Here is a 22,139-nt window from a genome sequence, read left to right on the forward strand (position 1 = left end):
ATGCCTGCTATCCCTTTGGAGCATGGTCTGGCGGTTGCCGGCATCCTGTTCTGCCTTGGCCTGGTCGGCCTGATGGTTCGCCGTAACATTCTGTTCGTGTTGATGAGCCTGGAAATCATGATGAACGCTGCGGCACTGGCGTTCATCGTTGCAGGTGCACGTTGGGGCCAGCCTGATGGACAAGTCATGTTCATCCTGGTGATCAGCCTGGCAGCCGCCGAGGCCAGTATCGGCCTGGCGATCCTGCTGCAACTGTATCGTCGCTTCCACACGCTTGATATCGACGCTGCCAGTGAGATGCGCGGATGAACATGATCTTTCTGACTTTCGTATTTCCCCTGATTGGTTTCCTACTGCTGTCGTTCTCCCGTGGACGCTGGTCGGAAAACCTCTCGGCCCTGATCGGCGTGGGTTCCATTGGCCTGTCGGCCATCGTGGCCGCCTACGTCATCTGGCAATTCAACGTAGCGCCGCCGGAAGGTGGTCACTACACCCTGGTGCTGTGGCAGTGGATGTCGGTGGAAGGCTTCAAGCCTAACTTCGCCCTCTACGTCGACGGCCTGTCGATCACCATGCTCGGCGTGGTCGTCGGCGTGGGCTTCCTGATCCACCTGTTCGCGTCCTGGTACATGCGCGGTGAAGCGGGCTACTCGCGCTTCTTCTCGTACACCAACCTGTTTATCGCCAGCATGCTGTTCCTGGTGCTCGGCGATAACCTGTTGTTCCTGTACTTCGGCTGGGAAGGCGTGGGCCTGTGCTCGTATCTGTTGATCGGTTTCTACTACAGCAACCGCAACAACGGTAACGCGGCACTCAAGGCATTTATCGTTACCCGCATCGGCGACGTGTTCATGGCCATCGGCCTGTTCATCCTGTTCCAACAGGTGGGCACGCTGAACATCCAGGAACTGCTGGTGCTGGCACCACAGAAATTCCAGGTCGGCGACTTCTGGATCACCCTGGCGACCCTGATGCTGCTGGGCGGCGCCGTGGGTAAATCCGCGCAACTGCCGCTGCAAACCTGGCTGGCGGATGCGATGGCCGGTCCTACCCCAGTGTCGGCACTGATCCACGCCGCTACGATGGTAACTGCGGGTGTCTACCTGATCGCCCGTACCCACGGCCTGTTCACCCTGGCGCCGGACATCCTGCACCTGGTGGGCATCGTCGGCGGCGTGACCCTGGTGCTGGCCGGCTTTGCCGCGCTGGTGCAGACCGACATCAAGCGTATCCTCGCCTACTCGACCATGAGCCAGATCGGCTACATGTTCCTGGCCCTGGGCGTTGGCGCCTGGGACGCGGCGATCTTCCACCTGATGACTCATGCTTTCTTCAAGGCCCTGCTGTTCCTTGCCTCTGGCGCGGTGATCGTTGCCTGCCACCACGAGCAGAACATCTTCAAGATGGGCGGCCTGTGGAAGAAACTGCCGCTGGCCTACGCCAGCTTCATCGTCGGTGGTGCAGCCCTGGCCGCACTGCCACTGGTGACCGCCGGTTTCTACTCGAAAGACGAAATCCTCTGGGAAGCCTTTGCCAGCGGTAACCAGAACCTGCTCTACGCAGGCCTGGTGGGTGCGTTCATGACCTCGCTGTACACCTTCCGCCTGATCTTCATCACGTTCCACGGTGAAGCCAAGACCGAAGCGCACGCAGGTCACGGCATCTCCCACTGGTTGCCACTGTCGGTGCTGATCGTGCTGTCGACCTTCGTCGGCGCCCTGATCACCCCGCCCCTGGCCGGTGTACTGCCGGAAAGCGCCGGCCATGCCGGTGGCGCCGCCAAGCACAGCCTGGAAATCGCCTCGGGTGCCATTGCCATCGCGGGTATCCTGCTGGCCGCGCTGTTGTTCCTCGGCAAGCGTCGCTTCGTGACGGCCGTGGCCAACAGTGGCATTGGCCGCTTCCTGTCGGCCTGGTGGTTCGCCGCCTGGGGCTTCGACTGGATCTACGACAAACTGTTCGTCAAGCCTTACCTGGCTATCAGCCATGTACTGCGCAAAGACCCGCTCGACCAGACCATCGGTTTGATCCCGCGCGCCGCCAAGGCCGGTCACACCGCCCTGAGCCGCAGCGAGACCGGCCAACTGCGTTGGTATGCAGCGTCCATGGCGGTCGGTGCCGTGCTGGTGATCGGCGCCATCGTTGTCGTGGCGGTCTGACCATGTCTATGTACATTGCGAACTTTGCAAACTTGCGAAAGGAAACGAGCCTGTCATGATTCTGCCCTGGCTAATCCTGATCCCCTTCATCGGCGGCCTGCTCTGCTGGATGGGTGAACGCTTCGGCGCCACCCTCCCCCGCTGGATTGCGTTGCTGACCATGTCCCTGGAACTCGCACTCGGCCTCTGGCTGTGGGCCCACGGTGACTATTCATTCGCTCCGGCACCGGGTGTCGATCCGACTTTCGCGCTTGAATTCAAGCACGTGTGGATCCAGCGCTTCGGCATCAACGTGCACCTGGCCCTCGATGGCCTGTCGCTGTTGATGATCCTGCTGACCGGCCTGCTGGGTATCCTCTCGGTACTCTGCTCCTGGAAAGAGATCCAGCGTCACGTGGGCTTCTTCCACCTGAACCTGATGTGGATCCTGGGCGGCGTTGTCGGCGTGTTCCTCGCCCTCGACCTGTTCATGTTCTTCTTCTTCTGGGAAATGATGCTGGTGCCGATGTACTTCCTCATCGCGCTCTGGGGTCACAGTTCTTCGGACGGCAAGAAAACCCGGATCTACGCGGCGACCAAGTTCTTCATCTTCACCCAGGCTTCCGGCCTGATCATGTTGGTGGCGATCCTGGGTCTGGTACTGGTCAACTTCAACAGCACAGGCGTGATTACGTTCAACTACGCCGACCTGTTGAAAACCAAGATGTCCCTGACCACCGAGTACATCCTGATGCTGGGCTTCTTCATCGCGTTCGCGGTGAAGCTGCCGGTGGTGCCGTTTCACTCCTGGCTGCCTGACGCTCACGCCCAGGCACCGACCGCCGGTTCCGTTGACCTCGCCGGCATCCTGCTGAAAACCGCTGCCTATGGCCTGCTGCGTTTCGCGCTGCCGCTGTTCCCGAACGCCTCGGCGGAGTTCGCGCCGATTGCCATGACCCTGGGTCTGATCGGGATCTTCTACGGTGCGTTCCTGGCGTTCGCGCAAACCGACATCAAGCGTCTGATTGCCTTCTCGTCCGTTTCCCACATGGGCTTCGTACTGATCGGCATCTACTCCGGCAGCCAACTGGCGTTGCAAGGCGCAGTGATCCAGATGTTGGCGCACGGTGTTTCCGCCGCTGCACTCTTTATCCTGAGTGGCCAGTTGTACGAGCGCCTGCACACCCGTGACATGCGTGAGATGGGCGGCGTGTGGTCGCGCATCGCGTACCTGCCGGCGATCAGCCTGTTCTTTGCCGCTGCCTCGTTGGGCTTGCCGGGTACCGGCAACTTCATCGGCGAGTTCCTGATCCTGATGGGTGCCTTCGTGCAAACGCCTTGGATCAGCGCCATTGCTACTTCCGGCCTGGTATTCGGTTCGGTCTACTCGCTGATCATGATCCACCGCGCCTACTTCGGCCCGGCCAAGTCCGACACCGTCCTGAAAGGGATGGATGCTCGCGAACTGATCATGGTGCTCGGCCTTGCGGTGCTGCTGATCTACATCGGCGTGTACCCGCAACCGTTCCTGGACACTTCTGCCGCAACGATGCATGGCGTGCAGCAGTGGTTCGGCACCGCCTTCTCTCAACTCGCTTCGGCCCGGTAAGAGCGCTATGGAATTCACGATCCAACACTTTATCGCGCTTGCGCCGCTGCTGATTACCAGCCTCACCATCGTGGTGGTGATGCTGGCAATCGCCTGGCGCCGCAATCACTCACAAACGTTCCTGCTGTCCTGTGCCGGTTTGAACCTGGCTTTGCTGTCGATTATCCCGGCACTCAAGGTCGCGCCACTGGCGGTGACCCCGCTGATGATGGTCGATGACTTCGCGCTGCTGTATATCGCGCTGATCCTCGTCGCCACCCTCGCCTGCGTCACCCTCGCCCACGCCTACCTCGGCGAAGGCGGCACCGGCTACCCAGGCAACCGCGAAGAGCTGTACCTGCTGATCCTGCTGGCTGCGGCCGGCGGTATCGTGTTGGTCAGCGCACAGCACCTGGCCGGCTTGTTCATCGGCCTGGAACTGCTGTCGATCCCGACCTACGGCCTGGTGGCTTACGCCTTCTTCAACAAGCGTTCCCTGGAAGCCGGCATCAAGTACATGGTGCTGTCGGCGGCCGGTTCCGCGTTCCTGTTGTTCGGTATGGCCCTGCTCTACGCCGAAGCCGGCAGCCTGAGCTTCACCGGTATCGGCCACGCGCTGGCTGCCACCAACAGCCCGGCGCCGATTGCCCAACTGGGTCTGGCGATGATGCTGATCGGCCTGGCATTCAAGCTGTCGCTGGTGCCGTTCCACCTGTGGACCCCGGACGTGTACGAAGGCGCCCCGGCGCCGGTGGCTGCGTTCCTGGCTACCGCGTCCAAGGTTGCTGTGTTTGCCGTGATGGTGCGTCTGTTCCAGATCTCGCCTGCTGCCAATACCGGCGTGCTGAGCAACGTGCTGACCGTGATCGCCATCGCGTCGATCCTGTTTGGTAACCTGCTGGCCCTGACCCAGAACAACCTCAAGCGTCTGCTGGGTTACTCGTCCATCGCTCACTTCGGCTACCTGCTGATCGCCCTGGTGGCGAGCAAAGGCCTGGCCGTGGAAGCCATCGGCGTTTACCTGGTCACCTACGTGATCACCAGCCTCGGCGCCTTCGGTGTAATTACGCTGATGTCCTCGCCGTACAAAGGCCGTGACGCTGACGCCCTGTACGAGTATCGCGGCCTGTTCTGGCGCCGCCCGTACCTGACCGCCGTACTGACCGTGATGATGCTGTCCCTGGCCGGTATCCCGCTGACCGCGGGTTTCATCGGCAAGTTCTACATCGTCGCTACCGGTGTCGAAGCCCACGAGTGGTGGCTGGTTGCGTCCCTGGTACTGGGCAGCGCTATCGGCGTGTTCTACTACCTGCGCGTGATGGTCACCCTGTACCTGATCGAGCCAAACCTGCGCCGTGTGGATGCCGAGCTGCATTGGGAACAGAAGGCAGGCGGCGTGATGCTGCTGGCCATCGCCCTGCTCGCGTTCTTCCTGGGCGTGTACCCACAACCGTTGCTCACCCTGGTGCAGCACGCGGTACTGGGCGTTTGATCGCTTAGCGGGATGCAGTAAACAAAACGGCGCCTTCGGGCGCCGTTTTGCGTTTCTGGATGCCCTGCAACAGGGCGTTCACCTCACTCGTTTTGGGCCAAATCGCGGATAGCCCAAAATTGCATATCCAACCCAGGAAACCCGGCGGGTACATGGATCGCAAAACCGCTCGACTGGCTCAACAGTTGCCAATACTCGCTGCTGCGATCAAGTTCGAAATACGTGCAGCCCGCATAGAACGGCAATTGCCGTGGGGCTGCCGGCAAAGGCCGCAGGCCAACACCCGGCAGTTGCAGGTTGACCAGGTCGCGGATTTTCTCCATCGAGCCGATCTTGACCTGGGAGGGGAAACTGCTGCGCACGCTGTCCGCCGCCATTTGAGCCTGAACCACCAGGATGAAGGTGGCCGAGGCCAGTAACGCCCGGTCCGGCAGCACGGCCACACGGATGCCGTATTGGCGCTCTTCCAAGGGAATAGCGATGGCCCGCGTATCCATCACGGTCGAGAGCATCCGACGCAGTTCAAGCATCACCGGAGCAAACGTTTCTGCCAGGGCCGTATGGCGATACACCGGGTAGGCAGGCGTGCGCTTATCGTCGCGGCTAAACGTTGCCAGCTCACCGGCCAGGGCCGAGAGGTCGCGATACAGTTGCTCGGGATGCAGGCCGCTCATGGTCGATAAATGGCGCATCAGCGGCAGGCTACGATTGAGCACCTGCAGTTGCAGGACATCGGCAATGTCCGCTGCACCACTGCCATCGAGCCGGGCCACGCGCGAGGCCGTGGCTTCGCCCCGCTGCTGCACCAGCCCTGCGACCTCATCGACCATCGCCTTGAGGCATTCGGCCGCCCGGATATCCAGACAGGGCGGGCAGTAGCCGCGATCAAGCACCACACAGTTGTCGGCGCGCTTTTCCAACACGTGGGCGATACCCAGTGAGGTGTAGGCATCGGCCACGTCGCCCTCAAAGGCCAGACGCACGCGCAACTTGCCGACACTCATCAGCGCACTGCTGTCCAGTCCATTACTGTCCCAGACTTCGTATTCAGCGCTGCGAAGTCGGGCGAAATTTTCGATACTGGGGTTGTCGTCAACCTCCGGGATCCCGGGACGTAAGCTTGGTAACGCCAACACCACGGTCAGGTCGCGCGCATCATCGGGGATGGTCAGGGGCGGCGGCATTTCATCATCGAATGGCAGGCCGACAGGCGTTCCATCCGGGAATATACCGCTGTATGAAAGCAACGATACCTTGCCCAGAGCCAGTTGCTGCGGGTCAATGTCCAACGCCGAAAAGCCCCAGCCATACGCACGCAACGCCGTGACCCGTGCCTCCAGCTGGGTTTGCAGGAAACGGTCATGTTGTTGCAGATGCTGAGGCTGCAACAACATGCCTTCGGACCAAACCACTTTGTGTTTCCAGGACATTAAGTTCTTCCAATATTGGCAACGGTAGAAGCAGACAGAGCCGACAACGGCTTACTTGCCATCGTCGGCCTCCTTGGGCGGCAGCGGCACACCCGCAGGCCCGGTGGCCGCTGCCAATGCCGCGGCGGTGGCAGCGGTTGCGGCCTGAGGCAAGGGCACAGGCATGGCCGAAGCGAGAATCGAGCCTGGAGAAAAGGTCATAAAGGCCCCACCGACCTTCAAGGTGATGCTCGCGCCGGCTTCGATCACCACGTTCGCCCCGCCCTTGATATGCACATCGGTACCGGCGGTGATACCCGTCTTCATGGCGCCCTCGATAATCATCTCGCTGCCGGCGCTCATCGATACCGCACCGCTGGTTTTTTCATTGCGGTTGCCGTCCACAGAGGAATGACGATCACCGCCGACCTTCTCGCGCAGGTCCTGGTCGATTCTGGAGTGACGGTCGCCGCCTACCCAGTCCAGGGCATCCTTGAGCACTCGCTGGTCGAAGTTTTTCTGGGCGTGCAGGAACACCTGCTCCGAACCCTTCTTATCCTCGAAGCGCAGTTCGTTGTAGCCACCACCGCCCTTTGAAGAATGGGTCTTGAGGGTCGAGCGGGTGGCATTTTCTGGCAGTGCATAGGGCGGCAGCGATTCCGCGTTATAGACGCTGCCGGTGACCAACGGCTGGTCGGGGTCGCCGTCGAGAAAGCTGACCACCACTTCCTGGCCGATACGCGGGATATGCAGGCTGCCCCAACGCTTGCCGGCCCAGCCATGGGCTACTCGGACCCAACATGAGCTGTTTTCGTCGCCCTTGCCCTCGCGGTCCCAGTGGAACTGCACCTTGATCCGTCCGTATTTGTCGGTCCAGATGTCTTCGCCCTGTTTGCCCACCACCTTGGCGGTCTGCGGACCGTGCATCCGTGGCTTGGGCGATACGCAAGGTGCTCGAAATGGCTGCTGGTGCGGCATGGCCACGAACTCGCAAGTCAGCACGGGCGCGGGCTCGGTCGGTGGCGTCGGCTCATAGGTGTCTAACGACAACGTGTAACGCGCTTCCAGCAGCAAACATTGCGCGTTCTGTTCACTGCGCGGGTGCTCGGCCAAGGTCATCAACGCTCCCGGGAACAGCCCCCGGGCACGAGTGGCACCGCTGATCCGACTGGCGCCGGTCTGCAGCGATTCAATCAAGGTGCGGGCATAGGTTTCGCCCTGTTTGCGCTCGGTGTATCGACCCGGATAGTCGTAACGTTCGTGACGAGACTGCGGGTAGTCACCAGGCATGGCCGACTTGACCATCAGATTGACGCTGGGCTTTTCGAAGTCGAAGTCCTTCAGGGTATAGCCGCCCGGCGCCACCTCGCCGCTCATGTGCCAGGCGTAGATCACCTCGCTTTCGCGCAGGGCGTGATCCTGGGACGGCATGTAGCGCAGTTGGGCATAGCCCGGCGCCGGCGAATGCGCGCCGCAGGAATCGGCAAGTACCAAGGTATGACGGCCAGCAGCGCTTTTGAAGAAGTAGTAGATACCTTCCTGCTCCATCAGCCGGCTGACAAAGTTGAAATCGCTCTCGCGGTATTGCACGCAATAGTTAAGTGCCGTGTAGTCCGCACTCAGGCCCGAGGTGTCGACATCGGCAATGCTGTAAGGCGCGAACACCTGGTTGAGGATCTGCGGCACGCTCAGGCCCTGGAAAATACGGCAGTCGCTGGCCAGTGTCAGGAACCACAACCACGGCCTCAACACCGCTTTGCACGTGGTATAGCGCCCTTGACGACCGGTTATGGAGAAGTGGCTCACATGCCCGCTGAAGTAACGACTACCGCCCTTGGGCAAGTCCACCGCAATGCTCATCGGCGTAGCGAGCAAGTCGTTGATGTCCAGGTCGGCGCGTTCGCTGTACAGCTCCACCTCGTATTCACTGAGACGAGACAGCCCCTCGAATGCCTGCATGCTGCGAAACAGCAGCACATCGTCGCCGAGCACACTGCTGACCTGAATGTCACGATGCATTTGACTGGTTGCCATAGGGACTACCTCGCGGACTCGGAAAAGACATAGGCAAACTCGCCGTTTTCCACGCTGACCCCAACCTGGCTGGCCGGGATGCCCTGTAACAGACGATCGAGGAACTCACGGCTGATTGCTGGCAGCAAGCAGTTGGTCAGGATTGAGTCAATCATCCGCCCACCGCTTTCCAGCTCGGTACAGCGGCTGGCAATCAACTGCACCACGTCATCGCTGTACGTGAAGGGAATCTTGTGGCTGTCAGCGATGCGCTGTCTGATCCGCTCCAGTTGCAGGCGGATGATGCGGTGGAGCATGGCGTCGCTGAGGGGGTAATACGGGATCACCACGAGGCGTCCGAGCAAAGCCGGCGGGAAGACCTCCAGCAACGGCTCACGCAAGGCTTTTGCGAGGGCTTGCGGTTCTGGCATTGCCAGCGGGTCACGGCACTGGCGGGCGATCAGGTCAGTGCCGACGTTGGTGGTCAGCAGGATCAGGGTGTGCTTGAAGTCGATGACTCGCCCCTCACCGTCTTCCATCCAGCCCTTGTCGAACACCTGAAAAAACAGTTCGTGCACATCCGCGTGCGCCTTCTCCACTTCGTCCAGCAGCACCACGCTGTAAGGCTTGCGCCGTACTGCTTCGGTGAGCACGCCGCCTTCGCCGTAGCCCACGTAACCAGGCGGCGCGCCCTTGAGCGTAGAGACGCTGTGGGCTTCCTGGTATTCGCTCATATTGAGGGTAATGACGTTCTGCTCGCCGCCGTACAACGCCTCGGCCAGGGCCAGGGCTGTCTCGGTCTTACCCACCCCGGAGGTGCCGGCGAGCATGAACACCCCCACCGGTTTGCCTGGATTGTCGAGGCCCGCGCGGGAGGTCTGGATACGTCGCGAGATCATCTCCAGCCCATGATCCTGACCGATAATGCGCTGGCCCAAACGGTCTGCCAGGTGCAACACGTTCTCGATTTCATTCTTGACCATGCGACCCACGGGGATGCCGGTCCAGTCCTGTACTACCGCCGCGACGGCCTGTTCGTCGACGTTGACCAGGACCAACGGAGTCTCGCCTTGCAGCAGCGCCAATTGTTCCTGTAATTGACGCAGTTCCAACCGGCCCGCTTCAGGTTCATCGGCATCCACATCGACCAACCGGCTACGCAGACGCAAGATCTGCATGACCAGCGCCAGCTCGCTGTGCCAGCGGCTGCCAAGGACCTTCAGGCGCTCGCGCTCAGTCGCCAGCAACGCATCGACCGATGCACAACGACTTGAGGTTTGCGCCCCCATGGCGCGTTCACGCTGGATGATCGCCTGCTCGGTTTCCAGGCATTCGATACGCCGGCGGCTGTCATCGACTTCCGCCGGGGTGGCGTGCAGGCTGATGGCGACGCGGGCGCACGCGGTGTCGATCAGGCTCACCGCCTTGTCCGGTAACTGCCGCGCCGGGATATAGCGATTGGACAAACGCACGGCCGCTTCCAGCGCCGAATCGAGGATCTGCACCTGATGGTGCTCCTGCAGGCTGAAGGCAAGACCGCGCAGCATCAGCAGCGCGCGGCTTTCATCCGGCTCATCGACCTGCACCGTCTGAAAGCGCCGGCTCAGGGCCGGATCTTTTTCGATGTGTTTTTTGTACTCGGCAAACGTGGTTGCGCCCAAGGTCCGCAAGGTGCCACGGGCCAGGGCTGGCTTGAGCAGATTAGCCGCATCGCCGGTACCCGCGGCGCCACCTGCGCCGACCAGGGTGTGGGTTTCATCGATAAACAGCACCACCGGTTTGACGCTGGCTTGAACCTCATCGATGACCGAGCGCAGGCGCTGTTCAAACTCACCTTTCATGCTCGCACCGGCCTGCAACAGGCCGACATCAAGGGCCAGCAATTGTACGTCCCGCAGGCTAGGCGGCACGTCGCCACGGGCGATTCGCTGCGCGAACCCTTCCGCCACAGCAGTTTTGCCCACGCCCGCCTCGCCCACCAGCAGCGGGTTGTTCTGGCGACGGCGCATCAGGATATCGATGACCTGCCGGATCTCTTCATCGCGTCCGACGATAGGGTCCATCGTGTTTCGCCGCGCCTGCTCGGTCAGGTCGACAGTGAAGCGCTTCAGGCCTTCCTGACGGTCGGGCGCCAGTGCACCGACAGCCTCACCCGGCACCTGGTACCCATCGCTGGCCGTCATACGGGCCTCGGGCGAATCCTTGAGCAACGCGCCAAACTGCTCACTGAGGTCGTCGGTCCTGACGTTGTTGAACTCCCGTGACACACCATACAAACCATTACGCAATGCCGGAGTTTTCAGCATCGCCAGCAGCAAATGGCCAGAACGCACCTGGGACTCACCCAGCATCAGGGTCGCGTAGACCCAGGCACGCTCCACGGTTTCCTCGACCTGCGAGGACAGGTCCGTCACCGAGGTCGAGCCCCTAGGCAAACGATCTAGGGCGGCAGTGAGGTCCCGGTCCAACACCACCGGATCAATGCCGTAATGGCGGACCAGGCGCAACAGGTCCGAATCGGTCAATTGCAACAACTGCTGCAACCAGTGCACCAGCTCGACATAGGGATTGCCGCGCAGTTTGCAGAACACAGTGCTGCTTTCAATCGCCCGGTAGCACAGGCTGTTGAGCTTGCCGAAAAGCGCGACGCGACTGATATCAGCCATGGGCAGTTCCTTGAGAAGAAAATGAGGGTCGAGGCTTGATCAGCAATTGCCGATCATCCCGCTGGGGCGCTCTGCTGCTCAGCCAACTGGTCCAACCCAATGACGTGGACCCCAGGCGCAAGCGAGGCCGGTGTTCTTTCTTGACGATCAGGTTGACGTCCCAGTCCATCGCCATGCCGACGTACTGACGCACCCAATCCTGCACCCGTTGCAGGCTGTCGCCACCGGGCAGCAAACGGCGGGTTTGTGTCAGGTCCAGAGGGCCAATCAGCAGGCGAAACTTGTGTTGGGCATTCCAGACTTTCCGGCCCATGACCGTGGCCTGGCCGAGCACCACCGCGTCCGGACCGCTGCGCAAGGTGCACAGCCCGTCACGGGGCAGGGTCATCCAGTGGCCGACAAATTGCTCGACCTCTACGGGAACGCCAAGGTAGTCGCCAAGCAAGGCGGCCAGGCCTTCGGCATTGCGTGTTTGCGGTCCCAGGCGACCGGCGAAATGCAGCTTGGCGAGGTCCACCACGCCGTCGCGCGCCTGCAGCGACGGTAGGCCAATACCGAGCAATGATCCCAGGTAGTTGGCAAAGCGGTCCGCCCCCGGACGGTCCAGACTCACCGTTGGCTGGGCACTGGCCCAGGCGCGATAGAACAGGCTGATCATGCGGTGATGAAACACGTCGCAAAATGCCGCCAGCGTAGGGTCGTTGAGGTTGCGTTGACGGTCGCGAATGTATTCGGTGAGGTGAATCGGCAACGGGCCATTGGCGCCCATCAGGCCGAAGAAATTGAGCAGCAGTTTAGGCGTGTCGCCGGGTATGAGGCCCGCAATCATTGCAGGCTCAAACGCCAGCGAAGAATGCTGGCCGAAACGCACCGCCTCGTCCGCCGGGCGCGTGGCCTCGCCGATGCGCGGCAGGTGCGCAAAGGCGCACTCCAACTGGCGCAATGCCGCGTAGAAATCAAACCGACCCGGATGCGCTTCAAGCTCGCTGAGCAGGCTCAGAGGATCTCGCATCTGCCCACCCGCGCAGGCCACTGCATGATCACGCCGCGTGACGCGCTCACGATCCGCGTCTCGGTGAATGAGTTGAGCGACACGTACTTGGCGAAAAACTGTTCCAGCACCGAGCCCAATACACAGACGCCTGCACCCTCGAACGCAGACTCATCCACGCTCACACTGATCTGCAAACCTCGCCCATAGGTGACGGGTCCAGACAATGGCAGGCGTCGCACGATGCTCTGCGCAGTCACCGAACGCACGCCTTCGATCTGTTTATGTGCAACGGCATCGTCGACGCGGCAATACAGGCGCAACATGTCACGCAAGGCTACAGCGCCCTGCTCCGTGTCCTGGTCCAGCAGTGACAGGTAGTTAAGGGACAAATGGCTGACCAGACGCCATGCGGTATCGCCTTCGGCATACGACGGCGCGGGCACCGTGGGCCCTGCCACGCAACGTACCGACTGCACCGGCGCAGCGGATTGGACGCTGAAGTCGGTGCTGCCACTGCCCACCGGCATGCTCAGCACCAGGTCGCGGTTGCTGCACAGGGCGTCGATGCCCAATTGGCGCAGGTCGCTGCGGTGAGGAGCCTGCTCGCCGTCCACCAGCGACACGAATACCTCGCTGCCCCCATAACTGGAGCGCGGGCCTCGGCTGCGCTGCTGTTCGGACAAAACCCGCGTGTCGCGCCGTACCTGGTAGTACGCACGCGGCGGCGTGCGTCCCTGCAGGTCGTTGGCGCGGTAGAAGGGTTCGAATGTCTGACTGGCCTCGGCGCCACTGCCGTAACCGGTCACCCCTTCAATTTCGTAGATCTCGTAATCCATTGACCGTGTGCGGTCGGGGCTCACATGGTATTCAGAGCGCTGTTCATCCAAGTGCACACGCTCGGTGCGCATCGGGAACAGGTTGATCGCCGGCGTGCAATACAGCGCGAAATTGGCGGCACTGAGGTTTTGCTCAAGTAACGGGTCTGCCGTCTTGAACAACACGATCAGCTCCAGTTGCTCGGCGGTGCAGCGGCTGACACTGCTCGCCAACCCCACCACGTCGACGAACATGAAGCGTTGCGGCAAGGCGAAGTATTCCTGCAACAAGCGATAACCCTGGAACGAACGCGGCCCGATGGGCAGCAAGGCTTCGCTGTCGCTATAGCCCACACTGCGAATCGCACTGTTGGGCAGCAGCTGATGCCAGTCCCCAGACGCTTGCATGGGCATGACCAGCACACCCGCCACTTGGGCCAACAGCTGCTCAAGAACCCGCGCGGGCGTGCCGTCCCCGCCACGGATGTGCAGCCGCAGGGTGTCGAGGGCCAGGTCGCTGAAAGCCAGGCCAGCCCCGACGCTCAAGCGCAGGCGCAACGCGGCCTTGACTGCGCCGAGACGTGACAGGTCAACCCCGGCCACCTGCGTGCTGCAGGCGAAATAGCGCGCCTCGACCAACTCCACCGGCCACAGGGTTACCTCATGGGCAGTGCGAAATTCGCAGGCGGTCTGGTCCCCCTTGCCCAACTGGCTGTGCAATGCCGTGTGGCGTGGCACCTTGAAGCCGGCGGCCAAGCTGCCCTCGCCCATGTCCGGGTGCAGTTGCACCACTGCCATCGATGGCGTTGGCGCCAAGTAGTGTGGGTAGATCAGTTCCAGCAGGTGATGGGTAAATTGTGGGAATTGAGCATCAATCTTCAGTTGCACCCGTGCGGCGAGAAAGCTGAAACCTTCCAACAGCCGTTCAACATAGGGGTCGGCACAGGCGTAGGTTTCCAGCCCCAGGCGGCCGGCAACCTTGGGGTAGTCGCGGGCGAATTCACCGCCAACTTCCCGCAGATGCGCCAGCTCACGCTCGTAATAGCGCAGCAGTTTTGCGTTCAACGCACGTCCCTTGTCTCAATATCGAAGATCCGCGCCTCGCCTGCTTCCAGGTCGAGTTCGGTCTTCAGGTACAGGCGCTCGGGCAACGGTTGGCCCCAGAGTTCGCCATGAATTTCAAAGGTCATCTGGTTGGGACTGAGGGTTGCACCCGAGGAGGCAACCGGCACGACACGCAGGCTTTCGCGCAAAATCCGCGGTTCGAAATCCCAGATCGCCTGGCGAATGCGGCGTCCCAACGCTTCGCGGTCCAGGCCGGCAGCCGTCTTTCCCGCGAGATCGGGCAGCCCGAAATTGAGCACTGATTGTCCCGCCAACGGGCACTTCCTCAGGTCGCGAAAGCTGCCCAGACTGGTGCTGTTGAGCAGCCACCCCAAATCGCGTAATACCGCCTTGCGCAAGCGGCGCATGGACAACACGCGCTTGTCGCGAGGCTCGAAAACCTGCTCGGTGTCGTCATCACTCAAGCGATCGAGCAAGGACGGTTGCAAACGTTCGAGACTGGTTAGTTCAGCCATGCGCTGAGGCCTCCATCGACAGGACGGCGGGCGGGCGAACCCACCCACCGTCGGGCATCCGAATCAGATCTTCTGATTCTTTTCCAAGTCCCACTTCTTCGGCGTACCGGTGATTACCGTGTCACCGTTGAAGGCGTCATAGGCGTAGCTGATGGTGGTGAAGTTGATCGAAAGGGTTTCGGCCGGCCGATCGCCAGTGCTGCTGGCGGAGTAAGCACTGATAATCGCGCCGCCCAGGATGATCTTAAGAAACACTTGCTGTTTTTTGTCCGCGCCGCCCGTATGGACAAAGTGGATCTCGGCATCGCCCAGGCTCTTGCCGCACACAGCCTGCATAAACAGATCGGCCGAGGCCACGTCGGCCAGTTTGGTCACGGAAATTTCCGAGAACGAAGGGTTGCTGGTGTCACGGTCGGCACCGCCGCCACTGGAGGAAATCGCTCGTAAAACCCCCATTTGGATAGCGTCGAGGGTGATCCAGTCTTTGTGACCGTCGACGGTGGAAGTGCCTTTGATTGGGGTGCCTTTAAAGTTCAGCAGGATCATGGTGAGTACCTTTCAGGTTGAACAACGGGGTTATGACGCTTGGGTTGAAGGCAGCCTGGAGACCAACCGCAAGGACACGGTCAAGCCTTCAAGCTGGTAGTGCGGACGCAGGAAAAACTTGGCGCTGTAGTAACCGGGGTTGCCTTCGATTTCTTCCACCACGACCTCGGCCCCCGCCAGCGGCTTACGCGCTTTGTCGGCATCGGTCGCGGTGGCCGGGTTGTGCTCCACGTAGCGGCCAACCCAGTTGTTGAGCCAGGTCTGCATATCGTCGCGCTCTTTGAATGAACCGATCTTGTCGCGCACGATGCACTTCAAGTAGTGAGCAAAACGGCACGTGGCAAACAGGTACGGCAGACGCGCTGCCAAGTTGGCGTTGGCGCTGGCATCCGGGTCGTCGTACTCCGCCGGTTTGTGCAGGGACTGAGCGCCGATGAAGGCCGCCAGATCGCTGTTTTTTTTGTGCACCAGAGGCATGAAGCCGTTCTTGGCCAGCTCGGCTTCGCGCCGGTCGCTGATGGCGATCTCGGTCGGGCAGGTCATGTCCACACCGCCGTCGTCAGTCGGGAAGGTATGCACCGGCAAGCCCTCCACGACGCCGCCGGATTCGATGCCGCGAATTTGCGAACACCAGCCATAGTGTTTGAACGACCGGTTGATATTCACAGCCATGGCGTAAGCCGCGTTGGCCCAAGTAAAATCCTTGGCGTCGGCGGCGTCGGTGGTTTCTTCAAAATCGAAGTCTTCCACCGGATTGGACTTGGCACCGTAAGGAGCACGGGCCAGGAAACGCGGCATGGCCAGGCCCACGTAGCGTGAGTCTTCACTGGCGCGCAAACTGCGCCACGCCGCGTGCTCCGGGGTCTGGAAAATTTTGGTCAGGTCACGTGGGTTGGCCAGTTCCTGCCAGGACTCCATAAGCATCACGCTGGGGTCAGCGGCGGTGATCAGCGGGCAGTGCGCGGCGGCACTGACACGGGCGATCTGGGTCAACAGCTCGACGTCCGGCGCACTGTTGTTGAAGTAGTAGTCAGCGACAAAGGCGCCATAGGGCTCGCCACCGAACTGGCCGTATTCCTCTTCATACAGCTTCTTGAAAATCGGGCTCTGGTCCCAGGCCACTCCTTTGAACTTGCGCAGAGTCTTATGCACTTCGTGCTTGGAAATGTTCATCACCCGAATCTTCAGGGACTCGTCGGTCTCGGTGTTACTGACCAGGTAATGCAAGCCGCGCCATGCGCTTTCCACGGCCTGGAACTCCTCATGGTGGAGGATATGATTGACCTGTTCGGTGAGCTTTTGGTCGAGGCTGGCGATCAGGCCTTCAATCGTGCCGAGCACGTCATGGGACATCACCTGCGTGCCTTGCAGCGCCTGTTCCGCCAGGGTGCGCACGGCGGATTCCACGGCGTCCCTGGCTTTGTCGGTCTTGGGCTTGAATTCTTTTTGCAGCAGGCTGGCGAAGTCACCGGCGTCGAATGCCGTGGCCGGAGCTCCCTGTTCGGGTTGTTCCGATTGCGTAGTGGACATGACGGTATCCTTGAATTATGGGCAACAGCGTCCCCATACCGGGGCAAACGAGGCGCCGGCAGAGACCACGGTCATTCAGTTAGTCGGGTTGTTGGGGGGCCGCGCACAGGGCCTGCATCACACTCGGATCGCTGAGCACTTTGGCCAGCAATTCTTCGGCCCCTACCTTGCCGTCCATATAGGTCAGCAGATTCGACAGCTGGCGGCGCGCGGCCAACAACTGATTAAGGCTGGGCACCTTGTTGGCGATTGCACCTGGGGAGAAGTCGTCCATGCTCTCAAAGGTGATCTCCACCGGCAGGTTGCCCTCGCCCGTCAGGGTATTGGGCACCTGGAATGCCACACGGGGCTTCATGGACTTGAGGCGTTCGTCAAAGTTGTCCACATCGACTTCCAGAAACTTGCGCTCGGCTACCGGCGGCAAAGGCTCGGCCGGTTTGCCGGAAAGGTCTGAAAACACGCCCATCACGAAGGGTAACTGCACGGTTTTTTCCGCGCCGTAGATCTCCACGTCGTATTCGATCTGGACGCGCGGCGCACGATTGCGGGCGATAAACTTCTGGCTACTTTCTTTGGCCACGGAACTGGCTCCGGTGAGTGGAGTGGATAGATGAACGTTCAGTTGTCGTTGGTGCGGATGCCGCTGACCTGCGCCAGTTGCGCAAGTCCATCGGGCGCCAGGTCTTGCAGCAACTCCATGAAATTCTTGTCGATCAGTGTTTTTGCCCGTTGCAGCAGGAACGGCACCGGGCTCGCGGGCTCATGGGTATGAAAATAGCTGCACAGCCGATCGATGACCTGGCGCGCCTCTTCGCGGCTGCGGATCTCGCCGAACAGTGCCTGCGGTGCGGCCACCTCTGAGGTAGCAACAGTGGCTGCAGCCGCCTCGACTGGCGCAGGTTCAAGCAAGAACCGGCGGACTATTTCAGCGGCGCGACGCAGTGGAGCGACCAGTCCATTGAGGTCGATGGCGCGACCTACGCCGACTTTTTCCGTCAGCCACTGCTCAATCTGCAGGCTGTGCGCTAACGCCTGGGTCAGCGCAAGGTGAATGGCCTGTAGCTGTTGCGCATTGGCATCGACAAGCGCCCCTTCGATCATTGCCAGGCTCGGGTGATTGCCCTCGCCGCCGTGCTCGACAATCGCCAGATCGATCATTCTCAAGCTGACCGCGCCGATGCCTCGCGCGTTGATCAACGGCGCATCCAACACGTCGCGTACCAGGCCGTTGGGGGCGCAAAGGAACGCCAGGACATTGATGCGCAACAGCGGGTCATAGCCATCCTCCGGGTCGAGCCTGGGGTACAGCCCGTCCCAGCAATTTTCCAACAACCCCTGCACCAGCCCCAGGCCAGCCGACAGGCCGGCGATGCCGTGCACGTTGAGTTCGGCGCGGGTGGCCCAGATGGCCAGGCGCAAATCGCGGCTACGCTCCAACATCGGCAGTGCGAGGGCCATGACGCGCTTCCAGTTCGGCTCGATGGCGTCGGTAACGGTGTCGCCGTACTGAACCTCGGGTTTACCCAGTGCCTCTTCTTCAAGTTCTAAGAATTGCGCCGAATATTCAAAGTTCTGGCCACCGCCATCGGCCTCGCTCAGGGGCAAGCACAACAGGGTGAAATCCAGTGGTTGAGCTTCGGTGGGCGACCCCATCATGTGTCCCTCGGGCAAATGGCTCTGGCAGTAGAGCCGCGAGTCGGGACGTCGAATCCAACGGTTCAGAAAACTGAGCCTGTTGGAGCCCCCGCGCTACGCCTACTGCCGAAAATATTCAGCGTGGGCGGATTTATATAGCGATGGGACCACACGAGAATGCAGGCAGTGTCATTGCGGGGCGTAGGATTAAGCTGCGAATGCAGCGCTCGTGAGCAGAGAACGCGCACTCATAAATGGCGTCGCCTGGCTTTAGGTCGGCCACCCGCCGGCCATTGCTTGAGCCAGTGACGGCTGCACCGGCACGCGAATACCGAAGGTGTCCCTCAGCAAGGCCGTTAGCTCTTGCGCGTTGTTCAGCAGCCGTTTTTCGCTGGGCTGATCCAGGGAATGGATCGCGTAATGCGCGTTGTTCAAGGTATGGCGTTTGCCGGGCGCCAGCAGTGCGACTTTCAATTGGCCCAAGAACGGCGAGTTCGGGTGGGTCGAGACATACCAATTACCGATTTCGTAATCGATGGCGGCCTGCACCTGCAAGTCGAACACATACAAACCACGCCACTCCCCCGCCACTTCGGCCCACAAGGTGTAACTGTTCTCTCCCGCATTGAACGTCAGGCGATAGGGCTCATGGGCGGTGGCCTGCACGGCCTCAGTGTCCAACTGCAACGGACTGCTGGGCACCATGCCGCCAAAGCCTACATCGGTGATGTAACGAACCCCGTCCAGGGTCACCAGGCTCAAACGATGGGTGCGTGCCGTGCGCGCGTCCGGCGGTCCGCCCATCACCACCCGACCGGTAATGCCACGGGCCTCGAAACCCAGTTCCTGCAGCAGCGCGAGGAACATCTGGTTCAACTCATAGCAGTAGCCGCCGCGGCCATCGAACAACACCTTTTGCTCGACGCTGGGCAAGTCGATCGGCACCGGCAGGCGCAGCAGGGTCGACAGGCTTTCAAAGGCGAAGGTGCACACATGGCGCAGTTGCAGATCCCGCAGGGTTGCCAGGGTGGGCGGTGGCGGCGAATCGTATCCCAGGCGCTGCAGGTACAGATGGCTGTGGTTGAGGCGGGTCATGGCACGGTCCTTGGGCGCAGGAAGAGTGCGTCACTATGCCGCGTTCACATGCAAACTGTCATTTTGAATGAACCTTTTTGAACGCTTCAGCCTCCATCTATAACAAGACAGGGAGGCAACATGAGTACCGCAAAAATCTACACCATCCACTACCAACTGCACGGTCAACCGAAGTCCTTTGTGGTGCGTGCCGAAGTGATGAATAACGCCGAGGCCTGGCACTGGGCAGCGGTCGATGCCGACATTGCTCATGTCAGCCGTATCGGCCGCGTCGGCCACGAGCAAGTGAAAAAAACCACCCGGCCCTGGGCGGAGAAGTTCGGGATTACCGACGTTTCCTGGACGCCACCTAAATAAACGAAGGCCCCGCTCAATGGCGGGGCCTGATTACCTATTACGCTGTTATTTCTTTAAGTCGCCCAACGGATCGTAGGGCGGCTTTTTTTTCGCCTCGTCCTTGTCCTTTTTATCCAGCGGGGCAATGGCCGGACCTACCGGGTCAACCTGCGGATCAGCCACATCCGGCGAGTCGGGGTCAAATCCCAGCTCATCCTTGCCGCTGGCGTGTTCGTTAGAGGGGGGCCCATCCGAGCGCTTGTTCATCATGGTCTCCTGTTAGAGCGGGCGAGCTTTGTCGTGGAGGTTTTCCAAGTCTTCTTCGACGCGCTCCACATCATCATGGTCGTCACGCTCTTTCGGGTCATTGGGGCGCAAGGCATCGTTGTCGCGCTCTTCTTCACCGGGTGTGCGATCAGGGTCGGGTGTACCGGGCGGTGGTTGCTTGTATTCGGGCATGGTGGTTCACCTCAAAGGGACTACATTCGTTTAGAGAAACTGCCACAGATCATGGTTCAACTTGATTGCCCCACCGCTGACCGCTGACCATGAGAAGATGCCACCCCCTACCCGCCCTGGAGACCTGGACCGGATGTTCGAGCTCAAACCCTGCGACCCCGTCACCTACCGCCAACAGACCCGCCGCAGCACGTTGATCGTGGCCGTGCTGTTCATGGCCTTGGCCATGCTGCTGTCGACCCTGGCGGTGATGCTGTTCGGCGAACCCGGCGGTGATAACTTTCGCTTCAATGTCGGCGGTGTGCTCGCGGGGGTGCTGATTACCGTCGCCCTGGTGCGCGGCCCGTTCTGGTCCAAGTCGTGGCTGGCCGCTGCGGTGTACGGCTGGCAGCTCAAGCGCACGCTGATGCGCGTGACCAATGTGATGCACACCGTCACCGAACGTGTGCAGGCCAATGATCCGACGGCCATGAAAGTGCTGCGTTTCTATCACCTGGGGCTGACGCAGATGCATGCACTGGACGCCAACTCCAGCGCCCAGGCGCAACTGGTCGGCGAAATGGACGCGCATAAAGCCAGGATGCAGACGCTGGGAATCGACACCGAACAGACCCGTTTCGACCCCGCGTGGCTGGACGGTTTGAAAAGCGTTTAAATCATCTGCCTCGCCAGCAGAACAACGCACTCACCGCAATCGCCGCACCCGCCACGCCAAACACCAGCGGCGCCGACGCCACCGGCAGCAGCAGACCCGCCAGCAGCGGCCCCAGGCCAGCGCCGATGTCGCGCCAGACCGCATTGGACGCCAGCGCCGACACTCGCATCGAACCGGGGTTGCGCTCGGCGACCAAGGTAGTCACCAGCGGCAGTTGCAATGCGCGCAGCACCAGCACCGCCGCCGCGCCGACGATCACCCAATAGCTGCCGAATGCGCTCAAGGCCAGGGCACTCAAGAACGAAAACAGCAGCAACATGGCGGTGGCGCCAAATCGCTGCGCCGCGCGACCGCCCAAGGGGCTCAGAAGCATTTCCGAGACGTAGCGCAGGGCCATTAAGCCACCAGCAATCAGCACCGCATCGCCGCCGAGAATTTTCTGGGCCTGGATCGACAGCCCAAAGATAAACAGCCCGTCCAGCGCCACGCCTTCGATAAACGACCACAGTGCAACGCTGTCCGGCCACTTGAAGCGACGCCCTGGTGTGCTGTGCAAATCATGTCCGGCGCTGGGCAAGCCGCGCGCCATCCAAAGGCCTATCAGGCAGCAACCGGCAAGAATCACAAAGATCGGACGCGGCCCGGCCCACAGCGTCAGCCAACCACCGAACGGCAACGCCAGCATCGGTCCCCAGGCGATCAAGGCCCGCGAACGCCCTGCCCGGCGCGCGGCGCCCTCTGGCTCAGCGGTGGCCAATACCTGGGTCGACAGGTTCAACGCGGCAAAACACAGGCCCCACACCAGCCGCAACCCGAGCAACGCGGCAAAGCCGGATAGCACCGAATTGCCCAGGGCACACAGCGCAGCGGCACCGGCGGCGATCATGCAGGTCAGGCGATCGCCGTTGCGCGCGTAGAAATTCAACACATGCCGGTAACCGAAAATCCGCACCAGGCGGTTGGCCGCCAGCAACACCCCGGCCTGGGCCAGGGTAATGCCAAAGGCCTGGGATTCCATGGGCAGCAGCAGGTAGAGCAGCACGTCGCTGGGCAGGCACAACGCCAGGGTCAGCGCGGCGCGGCGGGAGGTGGTGTCGGCAGTGCGTTGGGCCTGACTGGACATAAATCTGAAACATCCCGAAATATTCAGGTCGCCACGGTAGCCTTAGCGAACCGCGCTTTACAACG

At 61.1% G+C, this 22,139-nt stretch carries 20 protein-coding genes; 6 read left to right on the forward strand and 14 right to left on the reverse strand.

Annotated features, from left to right (window positions below):
* The 4 genes from nuoK to nuoN are packed head-to-tail and all read left to right on the forward strand — an operon-like array spanning nucleotide 1 to nucleotide 5,218.
* Nucleotides 1-309, forward strand: a complete 309-nt coding sequence (nuoK, locus tag ACEN2T_RS15310) for an NADH-quinone oxidoreductase subunit NuoK (protein WP_003174727.1) — start codon at nucleotides 1-3, stop codon at nucleotides 307-309.
* On the forward strand, nucleotides 306-2,159 hold the full coding sequence (gene nuoL / locus ACEN2T_RS15315; RefSeq protein ID WP_099601015.1) for an NADH-quinone oxidoreductase subunit L: 1,854 nt from the start codon (nucleotides 306-308) through the stop codon (nucleotides 2,157-2,159). Before nuoK ends, nuoL begins: the two co-directional genes overlap by 4 nt.
* A gap of 55 nt (nucleotides 2,160-2,214) precedes the next feature.
* Entirely contained in the window at nucleotides 2,215-3,747 is a 1,533-nt protein-coding gene (gene nuoM, locus ACEN2T_RS15320) for an NADH-quinone oxidoreductase subunit M (protein WP_017527174.1), read from the forward strand.
* A 7-nt stretch (nucleotides 3,748-3,754) separates the two neighbouring features.
* Nucleotides 3,755-5,218, forward strand: a complete 1,464-nt coding sequence (nuoN, locus tag ACEN2T_RS15325; RefSeq protein ID WP_003174731.1) for an NADH-quinone oxidoreductase subunit NuoN — start codon at nucleotides 3,755-3,757, stop codon at nucleotides 5,216-5,218.
* A gap of 83 nt (nucleotides 5,219-5,301) precedes the next feature.
* Here the strand turns inward: nuoN and tssK are convergent, their stop codons facing one another.
* The 11 genes from tssK to ACEN2T_RS15380 all read right to left on the reverse strand — a co-directional run bounded on the left by tssK (nucleotide 5,302) and on the right by ACEN2T_RS15380 (nucleotide 19,501).
* Entirely contained in the window at nucleotides 5,302-6,648 is a 1,347-nt protein-coding gene (gene tssK, locus ACEN2T_RS15330; RefSeq protein WP_179178794.1) for a type VI secretion system baseplate subunit TssK, read from the reverse strand.
* Between the two features lie 51 nt (nucleotides 6,649-6,699).
* On the reverse strand, nucleotides 6,700-8,661 hold the full coding sequence (locus ACEN2T_RS15335) for a type VI secretion system Vgr family protein (RefSeq protein WP_179178793.1): 1,962 nt from the start codon (nucleotides 8,659-8,661) through the stop codon (nucleotides 6,700-6,702).
* Between the two features lie 5 nt (nucleotides 8,662-8,666).
* Nucleotides 8,667-11,306 (reverse strand): type VI secretion system ATPase TssH, encoded by a 2,640-nt coding sequence (gene tssH / locus ACEN2T_RS15340; RefSeq protein ID WP_442116944.1) that lies wholly within the window; start codon nucleotides 11,304-11,306, stop codon nucleotides 8,667-8,669.
* Entirely contained in the window at nucleotides 11,299-12,318 is a 1,020-nt protein-coding gene (tssG, locus tag ACEN2T_RS15345; RefSeq protein ID WP_032889704.1) for a type VI secretion system baseplate subunit TssG, read from the reverse strand. Before tssG ends, tssH begins: the two co-directional genes overlap by 8 nt.
* Nucleotides 12,303-14,180 (reverse strand): type VI secretion system baseplate subunit TssF, encoded by a 1,878-nt coding sequence (tssF, locus tag ACEN2T_RS15350; protein ID WP_181643418.1) that lies wholly within the window; start codon nucleotides 14,178-14,180, stop codon nucleotides 12,303-12,305. Before tssF ends, tssG begins: the two co-directional genes overlap by 16 nt.
* Nucleotides 14,177-14,695, reverse strand: a complete 519-nt coding sequence (gene tssE, locus ACEN2T_RS15355; protein ID WP_181639982.1) for a type VI secretion system baseplate subunit TssE — start codon at nucleotides 14,693-14,695, stop codon at nucleotides 14,177-14,179. Before tssE ends, tssF begins: the two co-directional genes overlap by 4 nt.
* Nucleotides 14,696-14,758: 63 nt before the next feature.
* Complete coding sequence (locus ACEN2T_RS15360; protein ID WP_442116945.1) at nucleotides 14,759-15,241, reverse strand: type VI secretion system tube protein Hcp; 483 nt, start codon at nucleotides 15,239-15,241, stop codon at nucleotides 14,759-14,761.
* A 30-nt stretch (nucleotides 15,242-15,271) separates the two neighbouring features.
* Nucleotides 15,272-16,771, reverse strand: coding sequence for a type VI secretion system contractile sheath large subunit (tssC, locus tag ACEN2T_RS15365; RefSeq protein WP_032889713.1), 1,500 nt, complete (start codon nucleotides 16,769-16,771; stop codon nucleotides 15,272-15,274).
* A gap of 79 nt (nucleotides 16,772-16,850) precedes the next feature.
* On the reverse strand, nucleotides 16,851-17,351 hold the full coding sequence (gene tssB / locus ACEN2T_RS15370) for a type VI secretion system contractile sheath small subunit (protein WP_032889715.1): 501 nt from the start codon (nucleotides 17,349-17,351) through the stop codon (nucleotides 16,851-16,853).
* A 38-nt stretch (nucleotides 17,352-17,389) separates the two neighbouring features.
* Nucleotides 17,390-18,427 (reverse strand): type VI secretion system protein TssA, encoded by a 1,038-nt coding sequence (gene tssA, locus ACEN2T_RS15375; RefSeq protein WP_442116946.1) that lies wholly within the window; start codon nucleotides 18,425-18,427, stop codon nucleotides 17,390-17,392.
* Between the two features lie 249 nt (nucleotides 18,428-18,676).
* On the reverse strand, nucleotides 18,677-19,501 hold the full coding sequence (locus ACEN2T_RS15380) for an arylamine N-acetyltransferase family protein (protein WP_339483076.1): 825 nt from the start codon (nucleotides 19,499-19,501) through the stop codon (nucleotides 18,677-18,679).
* 120 nt (nucleotides 19,502-19,621) lie between these two features.
* Between ACEN2T_RS15380 and ACEN2T_RS15385 the strand changes: the two genes are divergently transcribed.
* A complete protein-coding gene (locus ACEN2T_RS15385) occupies nucleotides 19,622-19,858 on the forward strand; it encodes a DUF6555 family protein (RefSeq protein ID WP_032889720.1) in 237 nt (78 codons plus the stop codon).
* Nucleotides 19,859-19,903: 45 nt separating this feature from the next.
* On the opposite strand, the gene ACEN2T_RS15390 is transcribed toward ACEN2T_RS15385, so the two are convergent.
* Nucleotides 19,904-20,104: a DUF6021 family protein gene (locus ACEN2T_RS15390; protein ID WP_032889722.1), complete on the reverse strand. Its 201-nt coding sequence runs from the start codon at nucleotides 20,102-20,104 to the stop codon at nucleotides 19,904-19,906.
* Nucleotides 20,105-20,116: 12 nt separating this feature from the next.
* On the reverse strand, nucleotides 20,117-20,296 hold the full coding sequence (locus ACEN2T_RS15395) for a hypothetical protein (RefSeq protein WP_032889724.1): 180 nt from the start codon (nucleotides 20,294-20,296) through the stop codon (nucleotides 20,117-20,119).
* A 133-nt stretch (nucleotides 20,297-20,429) separates the two neighbouring features.
* On the opposite strand from ACEN2T_RS15395, the gene ACEN2T_RS15400 reads away from it, so the two are divergent.
* Nucleotides 20,430-20,951, forward strand: a complete 522-nt coding sequence (locus tag ACEN2T_RS15400) for a DUF3087 family protein (RefSeq protein WP_442116947.1) — start codon at nucleotides 20,430-20,432, stop codon at nucleotides 20,949-20,951.
* 1 nt (nucleotide 20,952) lies between these two features.
* Here ACEN2T_RS15400 and ACEN2T_RS15405 read toward each other — a convergent pair whose 3' ends face one another.
* Nucleotides 20,953-22,074, reverse strand: a complete 1,122-nt coding sequence (locus ACEN2T_RS15405; RefSeq protein ID WP_032889729.1) for an MFS transporter — start codon at nucleotides 22,072-22,074, stop codon at nucleotides 20,953-20,955.
* Between the last annotated feature and the right edge of the window lie 65 nt (nucleotides 22,075-22,139).

The sequence above is a fragment of the Pseudomonas sp. W22_MBD1_FP4 genome (assembly GCF_052113765.1).
Classification (GTDB): domain Bacteria; phylum Pseudomonadota; class Gammaproteobacteria; order Pseudomonadales; family Pseudomonadaceae; genus Aquipseudomonas; species Aquipseudomonas sivasensis.

Coding starts and splice junctions, on each gene's coding strand:
- ACEN2T_RS15385 (WP_032889720.1), top strand. CDS start 19,622: ATGAGTACCGCAAAAATCTACACCATCCACTACCAACTGCACGGTCAA.
- ACEN2T_RS15395 (WP_032889724.1), bottom strand. CDS start 20,296: ATGCCCGAATACAAGCAACCACCGCCCGGTACACCCGACCCTGATCGC.
- tssC (WP_032889713.1), bottom strand. CDS start 16,771: ATGTCCACTACGCAATCGGAACAACCCGAACAGGGAGCTCCGGCCACG.
- ACEN2T_RS15380 (WP_339483076.1), bottom strand. CDS start 19,501: ATGACCCGCCTCAACCACAGCCATCTGTACCTGCAGCGCCTGGGATAC.
- nuoK (WP_003174727.1), top strand. CDS start 1: ATGCCTGCTATCCCTTTGGAGCATGGTCTGGCGGTTGCCGGCATCCTG.
- tssH (WP_442116944.1), bottom strand. CDS start 11,306: ATGGCTGATATCAGTCGCGTCGCGCTTTTCGGCAAGCTCAACAGCCTG.
- ACEN2T_RS15335 (WP_179178793.1), bottom strand. CDS start 8,661: ATGGCAACCAGTCAAATGCATCGTGACATTCAGGTCAGCAGTGTGCTC.
- tssK (WP_179178794.1), bottom strand. CDS start 6,648: ATGTCCTGGAAACACAAAGTGGTTTGGTCCGAAGGCATGTTGTTGCAG.
- ACEN2T_RS15400 (WP_442116947.1), top strand. CDS start 20,430: ATGTTCGAGCTCAAACCCTGCGACCCCGTCACCTACCGCCAACAGACC.
- tssG (WP_032889704.1), bottom strand. CDS start 12,318: ATGCGAGATCCTCTGAGCCTGCTCAGCGAGCTTGAAGCGCATCCGGGT.
- tssA (WP_442116946.1), bottom strand. CDS start 18,427: ATGATGGGGTCGCCCACCGAAGCTCAACCACTGGATTTCACCCTGTTG.
- nuoN (WP_003174731.1), top strand. CDS start 3,755: ATGGAATTCACGATCCAACACTTTATCGCGCTTGCGCCGCTGCTGATT.
- tssE (WP_181639982.1), bottom strand. CDS start 14,695: ATGGCTGAACTAACCAGTCTCGAACGTTTGCAACCGTCCTTGCTCGAT.
- nuoM (WP_017527174.1), top strand. CDS start 2,215: ATGATTCTGCCCTGGCTAATCCTGATCCCCTTCATCGGCGGCCTGCTC.
- ACEN2T_RS15360 (WP_442116945.1), bottom strand. CDS start 15,241: ATGATCCTGCTGAACTTTAAAGGCACCCCAATCAAAGGCACTTCCACC.
- nuoL (WP_099601015.1), top strand. CDS start 306: ATGAACATGATCTTTCTGACTTTCGTATTTCCCCTGATTGGTTTCCTA.
- ACEN2T_RS15405 (WP_032889729.1), bottom strand. CDS start 22,074: ATGTCCAGTCAGGCCCAACGCACTGCCGACACCACCTCCCGCCGCGCC.
- ACEN2T_RS15390 (WP_032889722.1), bottom strand. CDS start 20,104: ATGAACAAGCGCTCGGATGGGCCCCCCTCTAACGAACACGCCAGCGGC.